The organism is Rhizobium mesosinicum (assembly GCF_019511345.1).
In the GTDB taxonomy this organism is placed as follows: domain Bacteria; phylum Pseudomonadota; class Alphaproteobacteria; order Rhizobiales; family Rhizobiaceae; genus Rhizobium; species Rhizobium mesosinicum.
On sequence record NZ_JAEUAK010000004.1, the window covers coordinates 155789 to 171897 of the forward strand.

The window sequence follows — 16109 nt, forward strand, 5'->3', positions numbered from 1 at the left end:
GGAGAAATCAGCGATAGACGATCTGCGCACGCTTGCGCAGTTCATCCAGATATTTGGTGCTGTTTTCGTTTTCCGGCGCTGCCGATTTGTTTGCCTTGTTCTTGTCCAGGTCCTCCTGACGGAACACCATTTCGGCCGCCTGGTCATCCGAGACCTGACGTTGGCTGCAGATCGCAAGATACTCTACGCCCTTGTCGGTCACGCGCGTAGCCGTGGTATTGCCCTTGGCTCCTGTGACCAGATCCTTCCAGTCCGCCGGAATTTCCGGGGCCAGCATGCGGCCGAGATCGCGGATCGAAACGTCCCGCATCGTGGCGGCGAAAGTCTTGGCCTGATCGCAGCCCGGATATTTGGAGCGCGATGCCTCAGCCTCGCTCTTGCGCTTGCCGGTAATCGCGTTGCGCTTGGATGCCGGAACGACGAAAATGACCTGCTGCAACATATATTCTGTCGTCACCGGCTTCTGCTTGTTGTTCTGCATCATGCGGTTGACCAGATCGTAATTCGATATTCGCGCGGCGGAACCGTAACGCGCATTGACGACACGCGGCCAACTCATCTGCACGGCAATGAAGTTCTTGAAGTGGTCGACACCGACGCCGGCGCGATCGAGGATCTGTCCCATCTGCTCGACGGAAAGCTTGTTGCTGGCGGCAAACCGGGCGAAGGAGGCGTTGACGTCGTCCTGCGAGACCGACATACGCACCCGGGAAACCTCCTGCCGCTTCAGCGCCTCGTCGATAAGCTGCTCTTCGGCGGCTTTTGGATCGCCCTTCTGGCGCTGCAGCCGCATGAAGGCCTGTCGCTTGGCGACATCCCCGCTGGTAATCGCGGTACCGTTTACCACGGCCTTGACCTCGCTCGCAGCGAAGACAGGGCTGCTGAAGGCAGCAAGCATGAAGGCTGCGCCTGCAACAAGCGTGGTTACGGTTTTCTTCGCGTCAATCATCTGTTGACCTCCCGATAGCGCCGCACGATCCAGCGCGCGGCGTTCTTACCATAGACTGAGACGAGCGGAAATCGCATCTCCGCGATATCCCATGCCTCGCATAACGACTGCTCGCAATGTCCTGCACAGGCTTACGGCGAAAGAATGGCCCGGCCGGAGATTTCCGGCCGTCCATTTGTCATCAGAGATTATTCGCGGCGTCACCCGTGCCCAACCTGATGTCGCCGAGCGTGCGGAAGGTGAGGCGGGCAGCGATCGTCCAGTCGCTTGCCGTTTGGTCCGTCGTATCGCGGGCATCCGTATAGGCGATGGTGAAGATCGTGCACTCGTCCTCATAGGAAATGCCGAGCGTGCGCCTGGTGACGACACTATTGTTCAGATCCCAGGCAATGCCGCCGAAGATCGACCAATAGTCCTTGAACTTGATTCTGCTACTCGTCTGAATCTCGTCTTGGTCTTCGGCAAAGCCATATTCCGGCTGGGCGGTAACGTGCGTATAGGTGACTTGGCCCGTGAAAGTGTCGTTCTGATAGGCGGTGGTCAGATCGCCGCGATTGAAGGCGAAATCCTTCTCGTCCAGACGGTAGGAAGCCGCCACCGAAAGACCGAAAGGCATTTCGATGCCGCCGAGGCCGACATAGTCGGAGCGATCGGTCTCCAGACCCGAATCGGCGCCGACATTCACGAGGTCGTCGGTCGCAAACGAGTTCTGACCCGCGAGCTGATAGGACTGTCCGAAGATGCCGTGCAGCTTGTAGCCGCTGTCGAAGGTGCCGGTGTACTGGAAGCCGACGTTTGCGCGCGTCCCGCCTTCGATGCGATCGTAGCCGGAGAACCGGTCGCGGTCGAAAAGGTTGGTCGCATCGAAAACGAAGCTCTGCGCATCTTCATTCGGCAGGCGACCGGCGAGCGGTTCATCCGGTCGCGCATAGATCTGGGCGATCGGCTCCAGAACATGCGAGCTGTTGCTGGTCGTGAACAGGATCGGATAGCGCATTTCCAGCCCAGCCGTGACCATTCCGCGCGTTGCCGCACTGTCGTCGAGATAGTTGCCGGCATACGGAACGCCGTCAGCGTTGACAGGACTGTCCATGTTGAGCGCGAAGGCATCGCCGCGCGCTGCGAGCAATGGAGTGATCACCAGGCCGGTCGGCGTCACGTAGGTGCGCTTCCACTGCACTTCCGTAGTCAAGCGGGTCGTCTGACCCTCCAGGCCGCGGAAGCGGTCGAAACCTGCGACGTTGTAAAAGTCGTCGTGGGTGCGCGAAATGTTGGTGAGATTGACATCTGCGGAAAGCTCGCCGCCTGCGAGAGGCTGTGGCGCGACATAGTGATAGTCGAGCGTCGGGTAGACGATCGCCTGCTGCTTTTCCGCCGTGTCGTGGCGGTCGGCATCCTGGACGTCGAAATAGAAGGCGCGCAGGTCGAAGTAGTTCCGCTTGCCAAGACCCGTCAGGTAAACGTTGTTCGCGTAGGGGGTCCCGGAATAACCCTGGATCTTGTAGGTGCGCGAGAAGTTGTTGTCGCTCTGCACCATCACATCCCAGCCGAATGTCCAGCGGGGATTGATCCTGAAGTTTGCTCTCGAGGCGACCATGCCGCGCTGTTCGACTTCGGCATCGCTTGTACCGGTGCTGAAGTTGCCGGGACTCATCTGGTCGATGCCGGCAATGTGCATGGTCAGCGTGCCGTTTTCAAAGCGACGGCGATATTCCCCTTCGAGCATGAAGCCCTGGGATGTATAGCCGGTGCCCGTAACGGTGAAATCCGAGCTCGGCGAAATGACATAATAGTAGGGAACGGAAAGACCGTAGCCGAGATTTTGCGAGACGCTCATCGACGGGAACAGAAAGCCCGACTTGCGCTTGACGGTATTGTCGGGGACCGTGATCCACGGAACGTAGGCGATCGGCTGGCCAAGCAGCTCGAAACGGGCGTGCTCCAGCCGGATCGTGTGTTTTTGGCCGTCCTGAATGACGCGTTGTGCCTTGACCTGCCAGAAGGGGGCGCGATCGGGTTTTTCGGCGCAAGGCAAACAGGCGGTATAGACGCCTTTGTTCAGAATCATCTGCGTGCCGCCGACCCTTTGGCCGGTCTCTGCAACGAGGCGAGTATTGTCGCTCGTCTCGATTCGCAGCGCGTTCATGAAACCGTCTGCGAAATTGTCGGTCACATCAAGGCTGTCGGCGTAGATACGGTTGCCGTCCGGGGTCGCCAATTCGATGTTACCGGTCGCCATCATGCGACCAGTCTTCTGGTTATAGTCGACCTTTTGGGCGACCATCCTGTAGCCGCCGTAATTGATCTGCACGCCGCCGATCACGGAGACGATCTCCTGGTCCTTGTCATAGACCAGCTCGTTTGCCGACAGCATCAGTTTTGCGTCCGGCGAGATATTCTGGCCGATCGCAGGCATGCCTGTAGTGTTCTCCTGGGCATACGCCAGAGGAGCGCTCTCGAAATAGGAACACAGAGCCGCACCTAGGAGCAGGGCAACCAACTGTTTACTAAAATTCTTGCGGTCGCCTACCGCCACTAGCCATCCTCCTGATGAAGCAGAATCGTTGCGCCTAAAGCGAGCGCCACGACCACGGGTATCCAAGTCGCCACAAACGGCGGCACGACACCGCTGCTTCCGAATGCTTTTACAAGCACGGTGACGACATAAAGCATGAAGCCTGAAAGGATTCCACCCAGAATCACAGAGCGCGATTGGTTGAACCGGCTAAATTTTAGAGACACTGTTGCAGCAATGAGAGTCATGGCCACCAAGAGCAGCGGCTGCGACAGCAGAGAGTTGAATTGAGTCTCGAGCGCCTTCGTGGAGATTCCGAAGGACTTGGCGGCTGCGATACGGTTGGAAAGGTCAAAGAAACCAATTGTTTCCGGCGCTGTCAGCCGCTCCTTGATGAAGTCTTGCTTCAGATTGGTACGAAGCTGTTCCGCAGCCTTACGCACCGGGATTTCGCCAGGCTTGCGTTCGACGACGTTGTTAAGCTGCCAGTAACCATCTTCCAATTTGGCCGATGAGGCATCCTGCCTCAGAATGACCTGACCGGCGGAATCGAAGTGGACAAGCACGGCGTCCATGAGCAGCGTGCCGTTCTCCAGAACGGTCTTGGCGCCGATGATGACATCGTCCCGGCTACTGATCTGGCGCAGCCACGGAACCTGCAGCGCCCTGATCATGGCATTGTCCTGACCGCGCCAAGCCGTTTCGAATTGCGTGGCCTGCCTCTGGCCCCAAGCGGCGAGCGGATTGAGCGCCACCACCGTCAGCACGCCGAGAATCAGAGACCCGGCGATAAAAGGCAGCATGAACTGCCAGACCGATATGCCTGCCGCACGGGTGACGACGAGTTCATATTTCCGGTTGAGGCCGATCAGCACAGTGATGCCGACGAACAGCGCCACGAAGGGGATGGTCTGTTGCAGGATCAATGGCAGGCGAACGGCGGTGAGCAGTACGGCACCACCCAGCGTGTAGCCGGGGAAGTTGGAAATGCGGCTTGCCGTTTCGCTGAAGTCGAGCAGGAAGGTGATGGCGCTCATGCCGATCAGGAACCACATGGTGGTCACGACATACCGGCGGAAGAAGTACCGCGACAATGTCCCGAAAATCATTGGACAGTGCCTCCGCCGCTCCGGTCCGTGGCGGCAAGGACTCGGTCCTGCGCGCGCTTCCAAACCGTCGAGGTTCGGTTGCGGAGCGCAAGCGGCACGGAAAGCCGTTTATGCAGATTGAGGAAGATGATCGACGCGATGCCGGTGACGACAGGGATCGCGTAAAGGATCGGGATATAGATCGGATGGTCGTCGATCTGGTTGGCCACATAAAATGCCGCCCAGCGCAATGTGAAAGCGAGGCCGAGTGCGCCGATCATCGGATGCATGCGCGCCTCACGGTGTGAGCGTGCGTCGCCTGCGATGGCAAGGGAAAAGAGTGCGAAGACGAAGGGAAGCGCCCAGTCCGTCAGGCGGCGATGCAGTTCGGCGGTATAGGTGCCGGGCTTGGCGATATAATCAGGATCTTTCGGATCGGGATGCAGCAGAAAGCCAAGATCGCGGTCGCTCGCGCGCAGCGTCGCCTGTCCGTTATTTTCCGTCATGTCGGAAAGGTCGAAGGAATAGGAATCGAACTTGATGACCGAGACGTTTCCATCGGGCGTTTTGCGATGGACTTCGCCGTCATGCATGATCAGCGACGTGCCAACGTCATCCACTGCGCCCTCACGAGCGTAATAGATGAGCTCGTTATTCGGCTCGCGCTCGTCGGCGACGAAGAGGCCCTTCAGCATGCGGCCGGCGAGCCGCTGCGAGATCTGCACATAGAGGCCTTCGTCGATCTTGCGGAAGGTCTTTTCCTCGATCACCGACGAAAGAAGGTCGGCATAGGTGGCGGCGATCATCTGCCGCACGACCGTCTTCGCACGCGGCTCGACGACATTGTCGACGAAGAACGAGAAAACGCTGACAAGGATCGCGAGCATGAGGATCGGCCGCGCCAGGATAGTGCGGCGGGCGCCCGCAGCATCGATCACGGTCAGTTCGGAATCGTTGTTCATCGTCGTCAGCGTTTGGGTAATGCCGATGACGAGTGCAAAGGGCAGCACGACGGGAATGATCGATGGCAGGATCAGCGTCGCAAGCATGGCGAAGGAGCCGATCGACTGGCCGCTGTCGGTCACCAGGTTGATGCGCTGCAGGACCTGGGTGGTCCAGATGATCGCGAGCACCGGGAGCAGGGCCACAAGAAACATCTGGCCGACACGCCGCAATATGTATGTCTCGAGTAGTTTCATGCTCGCCCTTGAACGCGCCTGCAGGTCGATATGATCAGCAGGAGATTCCCTCTACGCTGTTTGTCTCGGTTTTGCGACAAGTCAGTGTCAAAAATTCATTCAAATTTCAGAATTTTTTTGTTGCCGTGGCGACTCGGCAAGTGCCATCAGCGCCGCGAATATGACGACCGAAGACAGCCATCCCAGCACAACGTCGGATAGATAATGTGCGCCGAAGGAGAGCCGCATGGCGGGTGTCAGGATGGAAATGGCAGCAACAGGTCCAACAAGTGCATAACGTACGGACTTCGGGACGAAGATCAGCAGGCAGAACAGCCAGCCCGCGCTCGCCGCCTCACCGGAAATGAAGGAGCAGTTGGAGACGCACTTGCCGGCCAATGAACCGGCCTCGGCGAAATGCAGCGTCCCGCCGAAGAAATCCGTCTGGACCGGCCGCGGCCGGCCCCAGTGTTCCTTGAGGATTACATTGACGAGAAGAACAGGACCGATCAGCAGCGTGCCGAGCGCAACCTTCAGATCGCGGGCGCGCGGCGCGTTGAATGTCGCACCATGCTGCTGATAACATTGGGCGAGCTTCCACAACATCACCGCGGTCACGACATAGGGAACGTAGAAGAAGAGCGTGCGTAAGAGACCGAGGATCGCCTGGCTCCGATAGGGGAAGGAGCCGCAGATCTCGGTTGCCGCGGCCGACGCATCGCAGGCCGCCTGCACGAAAAAAAGCTGGGAAAAATAAATGTCTATTTCGGGAAAGGCGCGGAAGAGCGCAAGCAGCAGCCACCACATCCAGAAGAGCAGCACGAACACGCCGAATGCCGTTTGCGGCAGGCGAATTGCCGGACCCCGCCATCGATTTTTCGAAAAAATTGTCAACGGAAACATCTACGAAACTGGCAAAAACCTTATCGGCCGGGCGGCCGCGCGGAACATAACAACAGTCGCCGGCCATTGACAGACCTGTCGAACGCGAAATTATCCCTTCCGGAACGGATTTCATGAATCCCATCGGAGAAGACATGTCTGCAAAATTCGAAATTTCATTCTCAAAATCGGCAAAGCTCAGCGGCGGCCTTGCGATTCTTCTGAAGACATCCGAGGCCGACACCGCGGCTGGGGCCGATATTGCCGATCCGGCGGGGGTGATCGCCAAGGCGTCGAAGATTGCGCGCTTCTCGGCAAAGTCGTTGGCTGCTCTCGATCTGGTGGCGCCGGAAGGCGCGCCTGTGGAGCGCATCATCGTCCTTGGCCTCGGCAAGCCGGCGGACCTGACCGTCCACGACTGGCTGAAGGCCGGCGGCAGCGCTGGCTCTCGGATCAAGAATACTGAGAAAGCGACGATCTTCATCGATGCGCCGGGCGCAGATGTCAGCGCCAAGGCTGCGGCCGATTTCGCTCTCGGCATGCTGTTGCGCGCTTACAGCTTCGATACCTATAAGACGAAGAAGAATGACGACGAGGAGAAACAGGCGAAGTCGGTCAAGGTGACGATCGTCACGGCCGATGCGGCCGCTGCCAAAAGAGCCTTCGCCGATGCCGAAGCGGTTGCTGACGGCGTCAATCTCGCCCGCGATCTCGTCAACGAGCCGCCGAATGCGCTCGGCCCGGTGGAATTTGCCGCCAGGGCCAAAGAACTGGAAAAGCTGGGTGTCGAGGTGGAAATCCTCACCGAACGCGAAATGCGCCGTCTCGGTATGGGCGCTCTGCTCGGCGTTGCCCAGGGCTCCGTTCGTCCGCCGCGCCTTGCGGTCATGCAGTGGAAGGGCGGCAAGAGCAAGGACCGGCCGATCGCCTTCATCGGCAAGGGTGTGGTCTTCGATACCGGCGGCATCTCGATCAAGCCGGCTGCCAACATGGAGGACATGAAGGGCGACATGGGCGGTGCGGCAGCCGTCACCGGCCTCATGCACACGCTCGCCGCCCGCAAGGCGGAGGTCAATGTCGTCGGCATCATCGGACTTGTGGAAAACATGCCCGATGGCAACGCCCAGCGTCCGGGTGACATAGTGACCTCCATGTCCGGGCAGACGATCGAGGTGATCAACACAGACGCGGAAGGCCGTCTCGTGCTCTGCGATGCGCTCTGGTATTGCAACGACCGCTTCAAGCCGCGGTTCATGATCAATCTCGCGACCCTGACGGGAGCCATCCTGGTCGCACTCGGCAATAGTCATGCAGGTCTCTTCTCGAATGACGATCCGCTGGCGGCGCAATTGACAGCAGCCGGTCTCGTGACGAACGAGAAACTGTGGCGCATGCCGCTTGGCAAGGAATATGACAAGATGATCGACAGCAAGTTTGCCGATATGAAGAATACCGGCGGCCGCCTTGCCGGCTCCATCACTGCGGCCCATTTCCTGAAACGATTCGTGCAGGATACGCCCTGGGCGCATCTTGATATCGCCGGCACGGCGATGGGTTCCGTGCAGGACGAGATCAACCAGTCCTGGGGCTCCGGCTTCGGCGTGCGCCTGCTCGATGAACTGGTGTGTGCGAACTACGAAACACGATGACGGAAATTCTCTTTTACCATCTGACGGAATCGAAGCTGGAAGACGCGCTTCCGCCACTGCTCGACAAGAGCGTCGAGCGCGGCTGGCGCGTCGCCGTCCAGATGAAGGACGCTGAGCGGCGCGATGCGCTGGATACGCATCTGTGGACCTACCGGGAAGACAGCTTCCTCCCGCATGGCACGGATGAGGGAGATTTCGCAGGGGATCAGCCCGTTCTCCTGACCATTTCGTCTGACAATTCGAATGCCGCCACCGTCCGCTTCATCATCGACGGCGCCGAGCCGCCGGCAATCGTGGACTATGAGCGGATCGTCTTCATGTTCGACGGTTACGATCAGGAGCAGCTTGAAGGCGCGCGCGCCCAATGGAAGAAGCTGAAAGGTGAGGGGCACAACCTCACCTATTGGCAGCAGACGTCGGAAGGGCGGTGGGAGAAGAAGGCCTGACCTCGATTGTCAGGCCAGACCGGCTTCCGTCAGGACCTTGTCGATGAAATCCTTCTTCGCGACGGTATAGGCAGCGCGGCTTTCGGCAAATTTCTGCGCCAGTCCGATCTTCAGTCCCTCATAGGCGAGTGCCAGAGCCGGATCGTTTCGCAGCCTGTCGCGGAAAAAGATATCCCGCCTCCAGTTGAAGCCCTGATATTCGACGACATGGGCGAGATGCGTGCGCGTCTCGCCCATGACACCGCGGCCGAAGAGATGGTCGTCGGGCACGATGTCTGCGCCAGCATAGTCGTAGCCGATCGCTTCCATAGGCTTGATGCAGGCAAGTCCGTCATCAAGGCGGCGGACGCCGATCAGGATGTCGATGATCGGCTTCGCCTTGATGCCGGGGATGGCAGTGCTGCCGAAGTGCTGTATGTCGATTGCCAGAGGGCCAAGCGCGTCCCGGATCCTGGCCTCTTCCAGCAGATAGGCCTCCCGCCATTTGGCGTTCGGGTCGGCTAGTCTCACCGCCAGGTGTGGGACGCCCAATCCAAACGATTCATCCTGCTCCTGCTGCATGGAAAACGTCCCTCGCGCTTCGTTTTCCTATTCTAACATTCTGCAGGCGCAATGGCATCTGCCCGTAAGGTTGATCAGTCGTAGAACGCCTCGACGAATTTCCGCTTGCCGAGCATGAAGGCATCGGCGACGTGACGCAGCGGTGCCAGATCGACATCCGACTTGCCTGCCTTGATGAGCTCGGCAAAACGGCGATAGAGTGCCGGATATTCGGCTTCCGGCGCGGAGAACTTCAGCTCGCCATCGACCGAAAGCTTCGAACCGCCTTCCGACAGAACCATCTGACCGGCAGCCGTTTCCGCGATGATGTCCCAGCTCTGCTTGCCCGTCTGGCGCCAGTCGAATTCGGCATGGACGGGAACATAGTCGACATTGCGGAAATGCAGGTCGGCAGCGATCGGGGAGTCACGGTTTTCAGGGAATTCCAACGTGCCGGCGCTGAGGAACATCGCCTTTGGCAGGATATGCGTGACGATCGACAGCGCATTGATGCCCGGATCGAAAACGCCGAGACCGCCGGCCTGCCAGATCCATTCCTGGTTCGGATGCCAGTGGCGCACGTCTTCCTTCCAGATCACATGCACGCTCTTGATCTCGGTCGAGGCAAGGAAGGATTTTGCGGCTTCGACGGCGGCTGCGTAGCGCGAGTGCCAGCTCGCAAACAGCGTCGCGCCCTGCTTGTTCGCGAGATCTTGGAGATCGGCTACTTCGCTCAGCGTCGCGCCCGGCGGCTTTTCGAGGAAGACGTGTTTGCCGGCGACCAGCGACTTGTAGGCGGCCTCATAGCGATACTGCGGCGGCATGCAGAGCGAAACGGCATCGATCGAGGGTTCGGCGTCGAGCATATCGTCGATCGACGTATAGGCGGTTACGCCATCGACTGTGCCGTGGCGGCTTGCCGTCGCCACCAGCTTGAAATCGGTATTGGCGGCGATGGAGGGAAGGTGCTGGTCGCGGACGATCTTGCCGACGCCGACGATGGCGAGATTGATGGCTGACATTGTAAAGCTCGCGTTCGGTGTTTCGCTAAAAGTATGACTTATTGCGCGCCGTTTTATCAGAAAGCGGTCCGCGGGCAAGTCTGGCCTATAAGAACAGACGACCGATTTTTGGGCAATTGTCTAGCTCTTGAAGACTGCGATGGCTCTTACGCCGCGCAAGGAATCTCCAGACAGTTCTTATGCTGGCAGGCGCCTCAACTCGCCATGGCTCCTTCATATTCAGCGGAGAGCTCAAGCCACTGCTCCTCGGCAGCGGCGAGTTTTGCCGCGGCCTCGCCGCGCTGCTTTGCCTTTTCGGCCGCCTTCGCGGGCGCCTTTTCATAGAGCGCAGGATCCGCAAGTTCCGCATCAAGAGCCTGAATCAATTTCTCCAGCTTGCCCGTCAAGGATTCGATTTCATTGATCTTTTTCTTGAGAGGCGCAAGCGAGGCACGCTTGTCAGCATTGAGCTTGCGCTGGTCGGCCTTCGAGGACTGCTCTTCAGACTGCTTCTGCTTTTCGTCGTCTTTTTTTTTGCCCGAAGCGACGATGAGGTCGCGATATTCTTCCATATCGCCTTCGAAACTCGTCACCGTGCCGTTGTTGACCAGCCAGAGGCGGTCGACGGTCGCTTCGATCAGGTGGCGATCGTGCGAGATCAGGATGACCGCGCCGTCATAGTCGTTAAGCGCCTCGATCAGCGCGCGGCGGCTGTCGATGTCGAGATGGTTGGTCGGCTCGTCGAGGATCAAGAGGTTCGGCGCATGAAAGGCGGCAAGACCCATTAGCAGGCGCGCCTTTTCGCCGCCTGAAAGATCTTTCGCCGCCGTCGCCATCTTCTCGGTCGCAAGGCCCATCTGCGCGACGCGGGCGCGCACCCTGGCCTCGGGCTCCGTCGGCATCAGCCGGCGCACATGTTCGACTGGTGTCTCGTTCGGAACGAGATCGTCGAGCTGATGCTGCGCGAAGAAGCCGATCTTCAGCCCCGGCGCGAGGCGCATCTCACCGCTCTCAGGCGCCAGCCGCCCTGAGATGAATTTGGCAAAGGTCGATTTACCGTTGCCGTTCGAGCCGAGCAGCGCGATGCGATCGTCATTGTCGATCCGCAGGTTGAGCCCCTTGAGGATCGGCTTGCCGGGCTCGTAGCCGACAGCGCCGCCGCTGATCGCGACGATCGGAGAGGCCGGCTGCTTCTCGGGTTCGGGAAAGGTGATCGGCTGAACGTGATCCTCGATCACGGCGGCCACCGTGCCCATGCGCTCCAGCGCCTTGACGCGCGACTGGGCCTGCTTCGCCTTGGAGGCCTTGGCCTTGAAGCGGTCGATGAAGCTCTGCAGGTGCTTGCGCGCCGCATCGTTCTTCGCCTTGGCCTTCATCTGCAGTTCGTCGGCTTCCGCCTTCTGCCGCTCGAACTGGTCGTAATTGCCGCGATAGAAGGTGAGCTTCTTCTGGTCGAGATGGACGATGGAATTGACCGCGTTGTTCAGGAGATCGCGGTCGTGGCTGATGATGATGACTGTGTGCGGATAGCGGCGGATATAATCCTCCAGCCACATCGTACCTTCGAGGTCAAGATAGTTGGTCGGCTCGTCGAGCAGCAGCAGGTCCGGCTCGGTAAAGAGCACGGAGGCGAGCGCCACGCGCATCCTCCAGCCGCCCGAGAAGGAGGATGCGGGCCTTGCCTGCGCTTCCTGGTCGAAGCCGAGGCCTGAGAGGATGCTGGCGGCCCGGGCTTCGGCCGAATGGGCGTCGATATCGACGAGGCGCATCTGGATTTCGGCGATCCGGTGCGGATCAGTTGCGGTCTCCGCCTCGGCAAGCAGCGCTGCGCGCTCTTTGTCGGCGGAAAGCACGATCGTGATCAGCGAATCCTCGGTGCCCGGCGCTTCCTGCTTCACCTGGCCCATGCGCGCATTCTTAGGAATTGATATTGTCCCGCTTTCGGCTCCCAGATCACCGGTTATAACGCGGAAGAGGGTAGATTTGCCGGCGCCGTTGCGTCCCACGAGCCCGGCCTTCGTGCCTGACGGCAACGATACGCTGGCATGGTCGAGAAGCAGGCGGCCGGCAATGCGGGCGGAAAGGTCTGAAATCGTGATCATGCGCGCGGTTTTGGCCGAAAGCCGCCGCCAAGGCAAGATGGATCAGCACCGGCTTCCACGATCGGCGCGTCGTCGACAGCGAATGGCAGATGACGGTTGTCCGCCGTCAATAGTTCATCCGCGTCAGCGTCCGAAGGCCTGCACCGGTTGCCGTGGGTTGGACCGGGCGGCGAGCAGCGCCACACGGGCATTTGCCTGGAGCTGGATGGGTGTTGCCGCATGGCCGCTGAGTGCCACCCCAACCGAAATCGTCAGACCGCTCGCTGCCGACGTGTCGGATGCGGCGAAGACGAGATTGTCTTCGACGGCGCTGCGCAGGCGCTCGGCAATTACCAGTACATCCGACATGCCGACATTGGCGAAGAGGAAGGCGAATTCATCGGCTTCCGTGCGCGCGATGAAATCGTTCTTCTTCACCATCTTGCGGAAGAGGCCGGCGAGCTTCTTCAGAAGCTTGCTGCCGGTCTGCGTGCCGTAACGAGCATTCAACTCCCTGAAATCATCGATGTCGATCATGATCAGCGCGCTGCCGGCCGCACCCTCTTCCTTGCCGTAGAGATCGTCCAGCGCCCGATTGAGGCCGACGCGGTTCGGCAGGCCGGTGATCTTGTCGGTGACAGCAGCAGCCTGCGCGGCTGAAATGGTCTGCTCCAGCGCCGTCAGCCGCCCAATATCCTCCTCCAGTCTCGTGTCGATCGTCCGCTCTGCGGCAAGGACGGCGGAAAGCGAAGCGGAGAGATATTCGACCTTGGCCATGAAATCGGCAAGGCTCTGGTGATCGTGCTGGCCGGAGGCTGATTTGAGTATGGCCTCGCAGGCGCGCGCGAAGGCCTGGTGATGAAGGCGCCCCTCGGCGAGCCGCTCGGCCGTTTCCTTGAGCACGCTGCTCGCTTCGTTGCGCGAGCGGTCGCCCGCCAGCCCGTAATGGCCGACGAGCCGGTAGCGCAGGCCGAGATCGTCCAGAGCGTCTTGCCGCGGATGCGGGCCGAGGGCTGCGATATCCTGTGCCAGCCCGGCATTCAGGCCGATCAGCGCCTCATGGAATAGTTCATAGTTGCGCGGCAGGGCCGCCACGTTCAGCCGCATCATGTGCTGAGCGATTTTCTGCACATCGGCCGGCGCCGGCCGGGTCGCCTCTCGCGCGTTCGACGCATTCGCAACGGCAGTCTGCATGACGTCCCCTCATTGTCGCCGGTTCCTTGCTTCCGCTATGCAGGCAAGCTTTTAAAAGACATTGAATTCCAGGCCTTGGCGGCCCTGAAGCCGCAAAACCGGTTAACGCACTCTTGCGGCTCCTGTCCGGGAATGACCTGGGCCGCCGTCCCAGCAGCGAGCGTGATAGCGCCATGAAAATTCCTGATTTGATCGCACCGGCTTTCTGACGTGGAATGAACCCATTACGATTGCGGAAGGACAATTATGACCAGAGCTCTCTATTCCCTGTGCGGCGCTGACGAGCGCCATCTCTTCTCGCCGCATTGCTGGAAGGCGGTGATGGCGCTTGCCCACAAGGGTCTCGATTTCGAGGAGGTGCCGACGACCTACAGCCGCATCGCCGCGATCGGCGGTGGCTTTTCCAAGACCGTGCCGGTTTTGGATGACAATGGCCGGCTGGTATCGGACAGTTTCGATATAGCCCTCTATCTGGAAGAGGCCTATCCAGACCGTCCATCGCTCTTCAAGGGCGAGGGCGGCAAGGCCCTCTCGCGCATGATCGAAGGCTATTCGCAGATGATCATTCATCCGGCAGTCATGCGGATTGCCCTTCTCGATATTCATTCGATCCTCGATGAGGGCGACAAGGCCTATTTCAGGACCAGCCGTGAGGAGCGCCTGGGCAAGCCGCTGGAAGAATTCGCCGCCGGACGTGACGCGGAGAGAGAAGCCTTCGCCGCCAAGCTTGAGCCGATGCGCCATATGCTGAAGTTTCAGCCTTTCATCGGCGGCGACGGCCCGCTCTTTGCCGATTACATTGTCTTCGGGGCGCTGCAATGGCTGCGCATCGCCGCCGGCCTTGCCATGCTGGCTCCTGACGACCCCGTCATGGTCTGGTTCGAGCGCTGCCTCGATCTCCATGAAAGCCGGGGCCGGACTGTGACAGCGGCGTGAAATTGCCATAGACCCCTTGTTTTCAGGCGGTGAGGCGGGTAAAGACCGCCCACTTTTCCCCGATGAGTATGAGGATCTGAATTATGGCGATTGAACGCACCTTCTCGATGATCAAGCCGGATGCAACGAAGCGCAACCTGACGGGCGCTATCACCAAGATGCTCGAAGATGCCGGCCTGCGCGTCGTCGCCTCCAAGCGCGTCTGGATGAGCAAGCGCGAAGCTGAAGGCTTCTACGCTGTTCACAAGGACCGTCCGTTCTTCGGCGAACTCGTCGAAGGCATGACCTCGGGCCCGACCGTCGTTCAGGTTCTGGAAGGCGAAGGCGCCATCCTCAAGAACCGCGAAATCATGGGCGCAACCAACCCGGCAAACGCTGCCGAAGGCACGATCCGCAAGGTTCATGCTCTCTCCATCGGCGAAAACTCGGTACACGGTTCCGACGCCCCGGAAACGGCTGCCCAGGAAATCAAGTACTGGTTCTCCGACACCGAAATCGTCGGCTGATTCAGCCTGAGAGTGTTGAATTGATTGGGAAAAGCCGGGCTTGTCCCGGCTTTTCTGTTGTGCGGATTTCAGGCCGGACACTTGTCCGTATTGGAAAAATCCGTCGTGCCATCCGGTTTGAAAACCTCCGGATTTTTCTCATAGCCGGCACCCAATACTAGCGGTTTGCTGGGGAGCACCGTCTGGTCGAGATCGGATTTGAATTGCGCTTTCAGCTCCTGTAGGACCTTGCCATCCTTATCGACCAGCTTGACGGTCACTGAATAGAGCCGGTCCTTAGCCACGCAGTGCAGGTTTTCGCTCTGGAGCGAAATCTTGTCATCCATCGGAAAAACCTTCTGGTTCAGAACCAGCGGCGCACCGCCCTGCGGGTTTTCGAATTCGGCGACGATGGTTGACCCGTCGGGAATAGACGCCGTCTTCTTCAACGTCAGCAGGTAGGTGGCGCTTGCGACGCGATAGTTGAAGACGAAGAGGTGCCCCGTCACTTCCAGCATGGTTTCCGCCTGACGCTGGCAAGCGGAAAGCAAAAGTCCCGCTGCCGCAAGAGCCGTGATGATCGAGCGCTGCTTCATGGCGTCTCCTCCTTCTTTTTCCTCCGGTAATGCCTGATCGCCTTGGCGCGGTTGCCGCAGACGGCCATGTCGCACCAGGCCCGGCTTTTGTTCTTGCTGCGGTCGATGAACAGCCAGCCGCAATTGCCGCAGATCTTCATTCGCTGCGGATCCGGCATGGCGAGCAGCCGCAAGACCGAATGAGCCGTCGCCGTATCGAGACCCTTTTCCACTGCCCCGCGCAGCGTCCGCGCCAGCGTCTCCAGCAGTTCGGCGAGCAGCCGGTCGTCATTTCCCTCGCGCACGCGCTGCCGGAAGTATCTGTCCGTCGCTTCGCGCAGCTCGATGAAGTTCGCTCTATTCTGCGCTCCTACCGGCGCTATGTCGCCGAAAAGCGCCCGTTCGGCGCAAAATTCCTGCGCCGCCTCGGAGAAACGCTCCATCTGTCCTTCGGCCTCGAAGCGATCGATACGGCGCGCCGTATCGTGGCGGAGGATGACGCTGTTGGCGACATCAAGCGCCAGCGCGCCGCCGGAAAAGCGGTGAGGGGTCCAGGAAAAGCTCATGCAAAAAATAATAACTGGTAAAAC

At 59.6% G+C, this 16109-nt stretch carries 15 protein-coding genes; 4 read left to right on the top strand and 11 right to left on the bottom strand.

Going from position 1 to position 16109, the window contains the following annotated elements:
- Nucleotides 1-7 precede the first annotated feature (7 nt).
- The 5 genes from JNB85_RS11650 to JNB85_RS11670 form a co-directional block, all read right to left on the bottom strand.
- Nucleotides 8-949, bottom strand: coding sequence for a SurA N-terminal domain-containing protein (locus JNB85_RS11650; protein ID WP_220334515.1), 942 nt, complete (start codon nucleotides 947-949; stop codon nucleotides 8-10).
- Nucleotides 950-1130: 181 nt separating this feature from the next.
- Nucleotides 1131-3485: an LPS-assembly protein LptD gene (locus JNB85_RS11655; RefSeq protein WP_220334516.1), complete on the bottom strand. Its 2355-nt coding sequence runs from the start codon at nucleotides 3483-3485 to the stop codon at nucleotides 1131-1133.
- Nucleotides 3485-4573 (bottom strand): LPS export ABC transporter permease LptG, encoded by a 1089-nt coding sequence (gene lptG / locus JNB85_RS11660; RefSeq protein WP_220334517.1) that lies wholly within the window; start codon nucleotides 4571-4573, stop codon nucleotides 3485-3487. Before lptG ends, JNB85_RS11655 begins: the two co-directional genes overlap by 1 nt.
- Entirely contained in the window at nucleotides 4570-5751 is a 1182-nt protein-coding gene (locus JNB85_RS11665; protein WP_220334518.1) for an LptF/LptG family permease, read from the bottom strand. Before JNB85_RS11665 ends, lptG begins: the two co-directional genes overlap by 4 nt.
- A 99-nt stretch (nucleotides 5752-5850) precedes the next feature.
- Entirely contained in the window at nucleotides 5851-6624 is a 774-nt protein-coding gene (locus JNB85_RS11670) for a phosphatase PAP2 family protein (RefSeq protein WP_220334519.1), read from the bottom strand.
- A gap of 143 nt (nucleotides 6625-6767) precedes the next feature.
- Between JNB85_RS11670 and JNB85_RS11675 the strand changes: the two genes are divergently transcribed.
- Nucleotides 6768-8261, top strand: a complete 1494-nt coding sequence (locus tag JNB85_RS11675) for a leucyl aminopeptidase (RefSeq protein WP_220334520.1) — start codon at nucleotides 6768-6770, stop codon at nucleotides 8259-8261.
- On the top strand, nucleotides 8258-8707 hold the full coding sequence (locus JNB85_RS11680; protein ID WP_220334521.1) for a DNA polymerase III subunit chi: 450 nt from the start codon (nucleotides 8258-8260) through the stop codon (nucleotides 8705-8707). Before JNB85_RS11675 ends, JNB85_RS11680 begins: the two co-directional genes overlap by 4 nt.
- Nucleotides 8708-8716: 9 nt before the next feature.
- Here JNB85_RS11680 and JNB85_RS11685 read toward each other — a convergent pair whose 3' ends face one another.
- The 4 genes from JNB85_RS11685 to JNB85_RS11700 form a co-directional block, all read right to left on the bottom strand.
- Nucleotides 8717-9268, bottom strand: coding sequence for a GrpB family protein (locus JNB85_RS11685; RefSeq protein ID WP_220334522.1), 552 nt, complete (start codon nucleotides 9266-9268; stop codon nucleotides 8717-8719).
- A gap of 74 nt (nucleotides 9269-9342) precedes the next feature.
- The gene (locus JNB85_RS11690; protein ID WP_220334523.1) at nucleotides 9343-10269 is read right to left on the bottom strand and encodes a Gfo/Idh/MocA family protein; all 927 of its coding nucleotides are present in this window, start codon (nucleotides 10267-10269) and stop codon (nucleotides 9343-9345) included.
- Nucleotides 10270-10463: 194 nt separating this feature from the next.
- Complete coding sequence (locus JNB85_RS11695) at nucleotides 10464-12350, bottom strand: ABC-F family ATP-binding cassette domain-containing protein (RefSeq protein ID WP_220334524.1); 1887 nt, start codon at nucleotides 12348-12350, stop codon at nucleotides 10464-10466.
- A gap of 123 nt (nucleotides 12351-12473) precedes the next feature.
- Nucleotides 12474-13523 (bottom strand): GGDEF domain-containing protein, encoded by a 1050-nt coding sequence (locus JNB85_RS11700; RefSeq protein ID WP_220334525.1) that lies wholly within the window; start codon nucleotides 13521-13523, stop codon nucleotides 12474-12476.
- 246 nt (nucleotides 13524-13769) lie between these two features.
- Here JNB85_RS11700 and JNB85_RS11705 point away from each other — a divergent pair, with 246 nt between their 5' ends.
- Nucleotides 13770-14459 carry a glutathione S-transferase family protein gene (locus JNB85_RS11705; protein WP_220334526.1) on the top strand — a complete coding sequence of 230 codons (690 nt, stop codon included), beginning with the start codon at nucleotides 13770-13772 and terminating at the stop codon, nucleotides 14457-14459.
- A gap of 83 nt (nucleotides 14460-14542) precedes the next feature.
- Complete coding sequence (gene ndk / locus JNB85_RS11710; RefSeq protein WP_112565949.1) at nucleotides 14543-14965, top strand: nucleoside-diphosphate kinase; 423 nt, start codon at nucleotides 14543-14545, stop codon at nucleotides 14963-14965.
- Nucleotides 14966-15033: 68 nt separating this feature from the next.
- Here the strand turns inward: ndk and JNB85_RS11715 are convergent, their stop codons facing one another.
- Nucleotides 15034-15540, bottom strand: a complete 507-nt coding sequence (locus JNB85_RS11715) for a hypothetical protein (RefSeq protein WP_220334527.1) — start codon at nucleotides 15538-15540, stop codon at nucleotides 15034-15036.
- Nucleotides 15537-16085, bottom strand: a complete 549-nt coding sequence (locus JNB85_RS11720) for a CGNR zinc finger domain-containing protein (RefSeq protein ID WP_220334528.1) — start codon at nucleotides 16083-16085, stop codon at nucleotides 15537-15539. Before JNB85_RS11720 ends, JNB85_RS11715 begins: the two co-directional genes overlap by 4 nt.
- Between the last annotated feature and the right edge of the window lie 24 nt (nucleotides 16086-16109).

Coding starts and splice junctions, on each gene's coding strand:
- JNB85_RS11650 (WP_220334515.1), bottom strand. CDS start 949: ATGATTGACGCGAAGAAAACCGTAACCACGCTTGTTGCAGGCGCAGCC.
- lptG (WP_220334517.1), bottom strand. CDS start 4,573: ATGATTTTCGGGACATTGTCGCGGTACTTCTTCCGCCGGTATGTCGTG.
- JNB85_RS11665 (WP_220334518.1), bottom strand. CDS start 5,751: ATGAAACTACTCGAGACATACATATTGCGGCGTGTCGGCCAGATGTTT.
- JNB85_RS11675 (WP_220334520.1), top strand. CDS start 6,768: ATGTCTGCAAAATTCGAAATTTCATTCTCAAAATCGGCAAAGCTCAGC.
- JNB85_RS11680 (WP_220334521.1), top strand. CDS start 8,258: ATGACGGAAATTCTCTTTTACCATCTGACGGAATCGAAGCTGGAAGAC.
- JNB85_RS11685 (WP_220334522.1), bottom strand. CDS start 9,268: ATGCAGCAGGAGCAGGATGAATCGTTTGGATTGGGCGTCCCACACCTG.
- JNB85_RS11690 (WP_220334523.1), bottom strand. CDS start 10,269: ATGTCAGCCATCAATCTCGCCATCGTCGGCGTCGGCAAGATCGTCCGC.
- JNB85_RS11695 (WP_220334524.1), bottom strand. CDS start 12,350: ATGATCACGATTTCAGACCTTTCCGCCCGCATTGCCGGCCGCCTGCTT.
- JNB85_RS11700 (WP_220334525.1), bottom strand. CDS start 13,523: ATGCAGACTGCCGTTGCGAATGCGTCGAACGCGCGAGAGGCGACCCGG.
- JNB85_RS11705 (WP_220334526.1), top strand. CDS start 13,770: ATGACCAGAGCTCTCTATTCCCTGTGCGGCGCTGACGAGCGCCATCTC.
- ndk (WP_112565949.1), top strand. CDS start 14,543: ATGGCGATTGAACGCACCTTCTCGATGATCAAGCCGGATGCAACGAAG.
- JNB85_RS11715 (WP_220334527.1), bottom strand. CDS start 15,540: ATGAAGCAGCGCTCGATCATCACGGCTCTTGCGGCAGCGGGACTTTTG.
- JNB85_RS11720 (WP_220334528.1), bottom strand. CDS start 16,085: ATGAGCTTTTCCTGGACCCCTCACCGCTTTTCCGGCGGCGCGCTGGCG.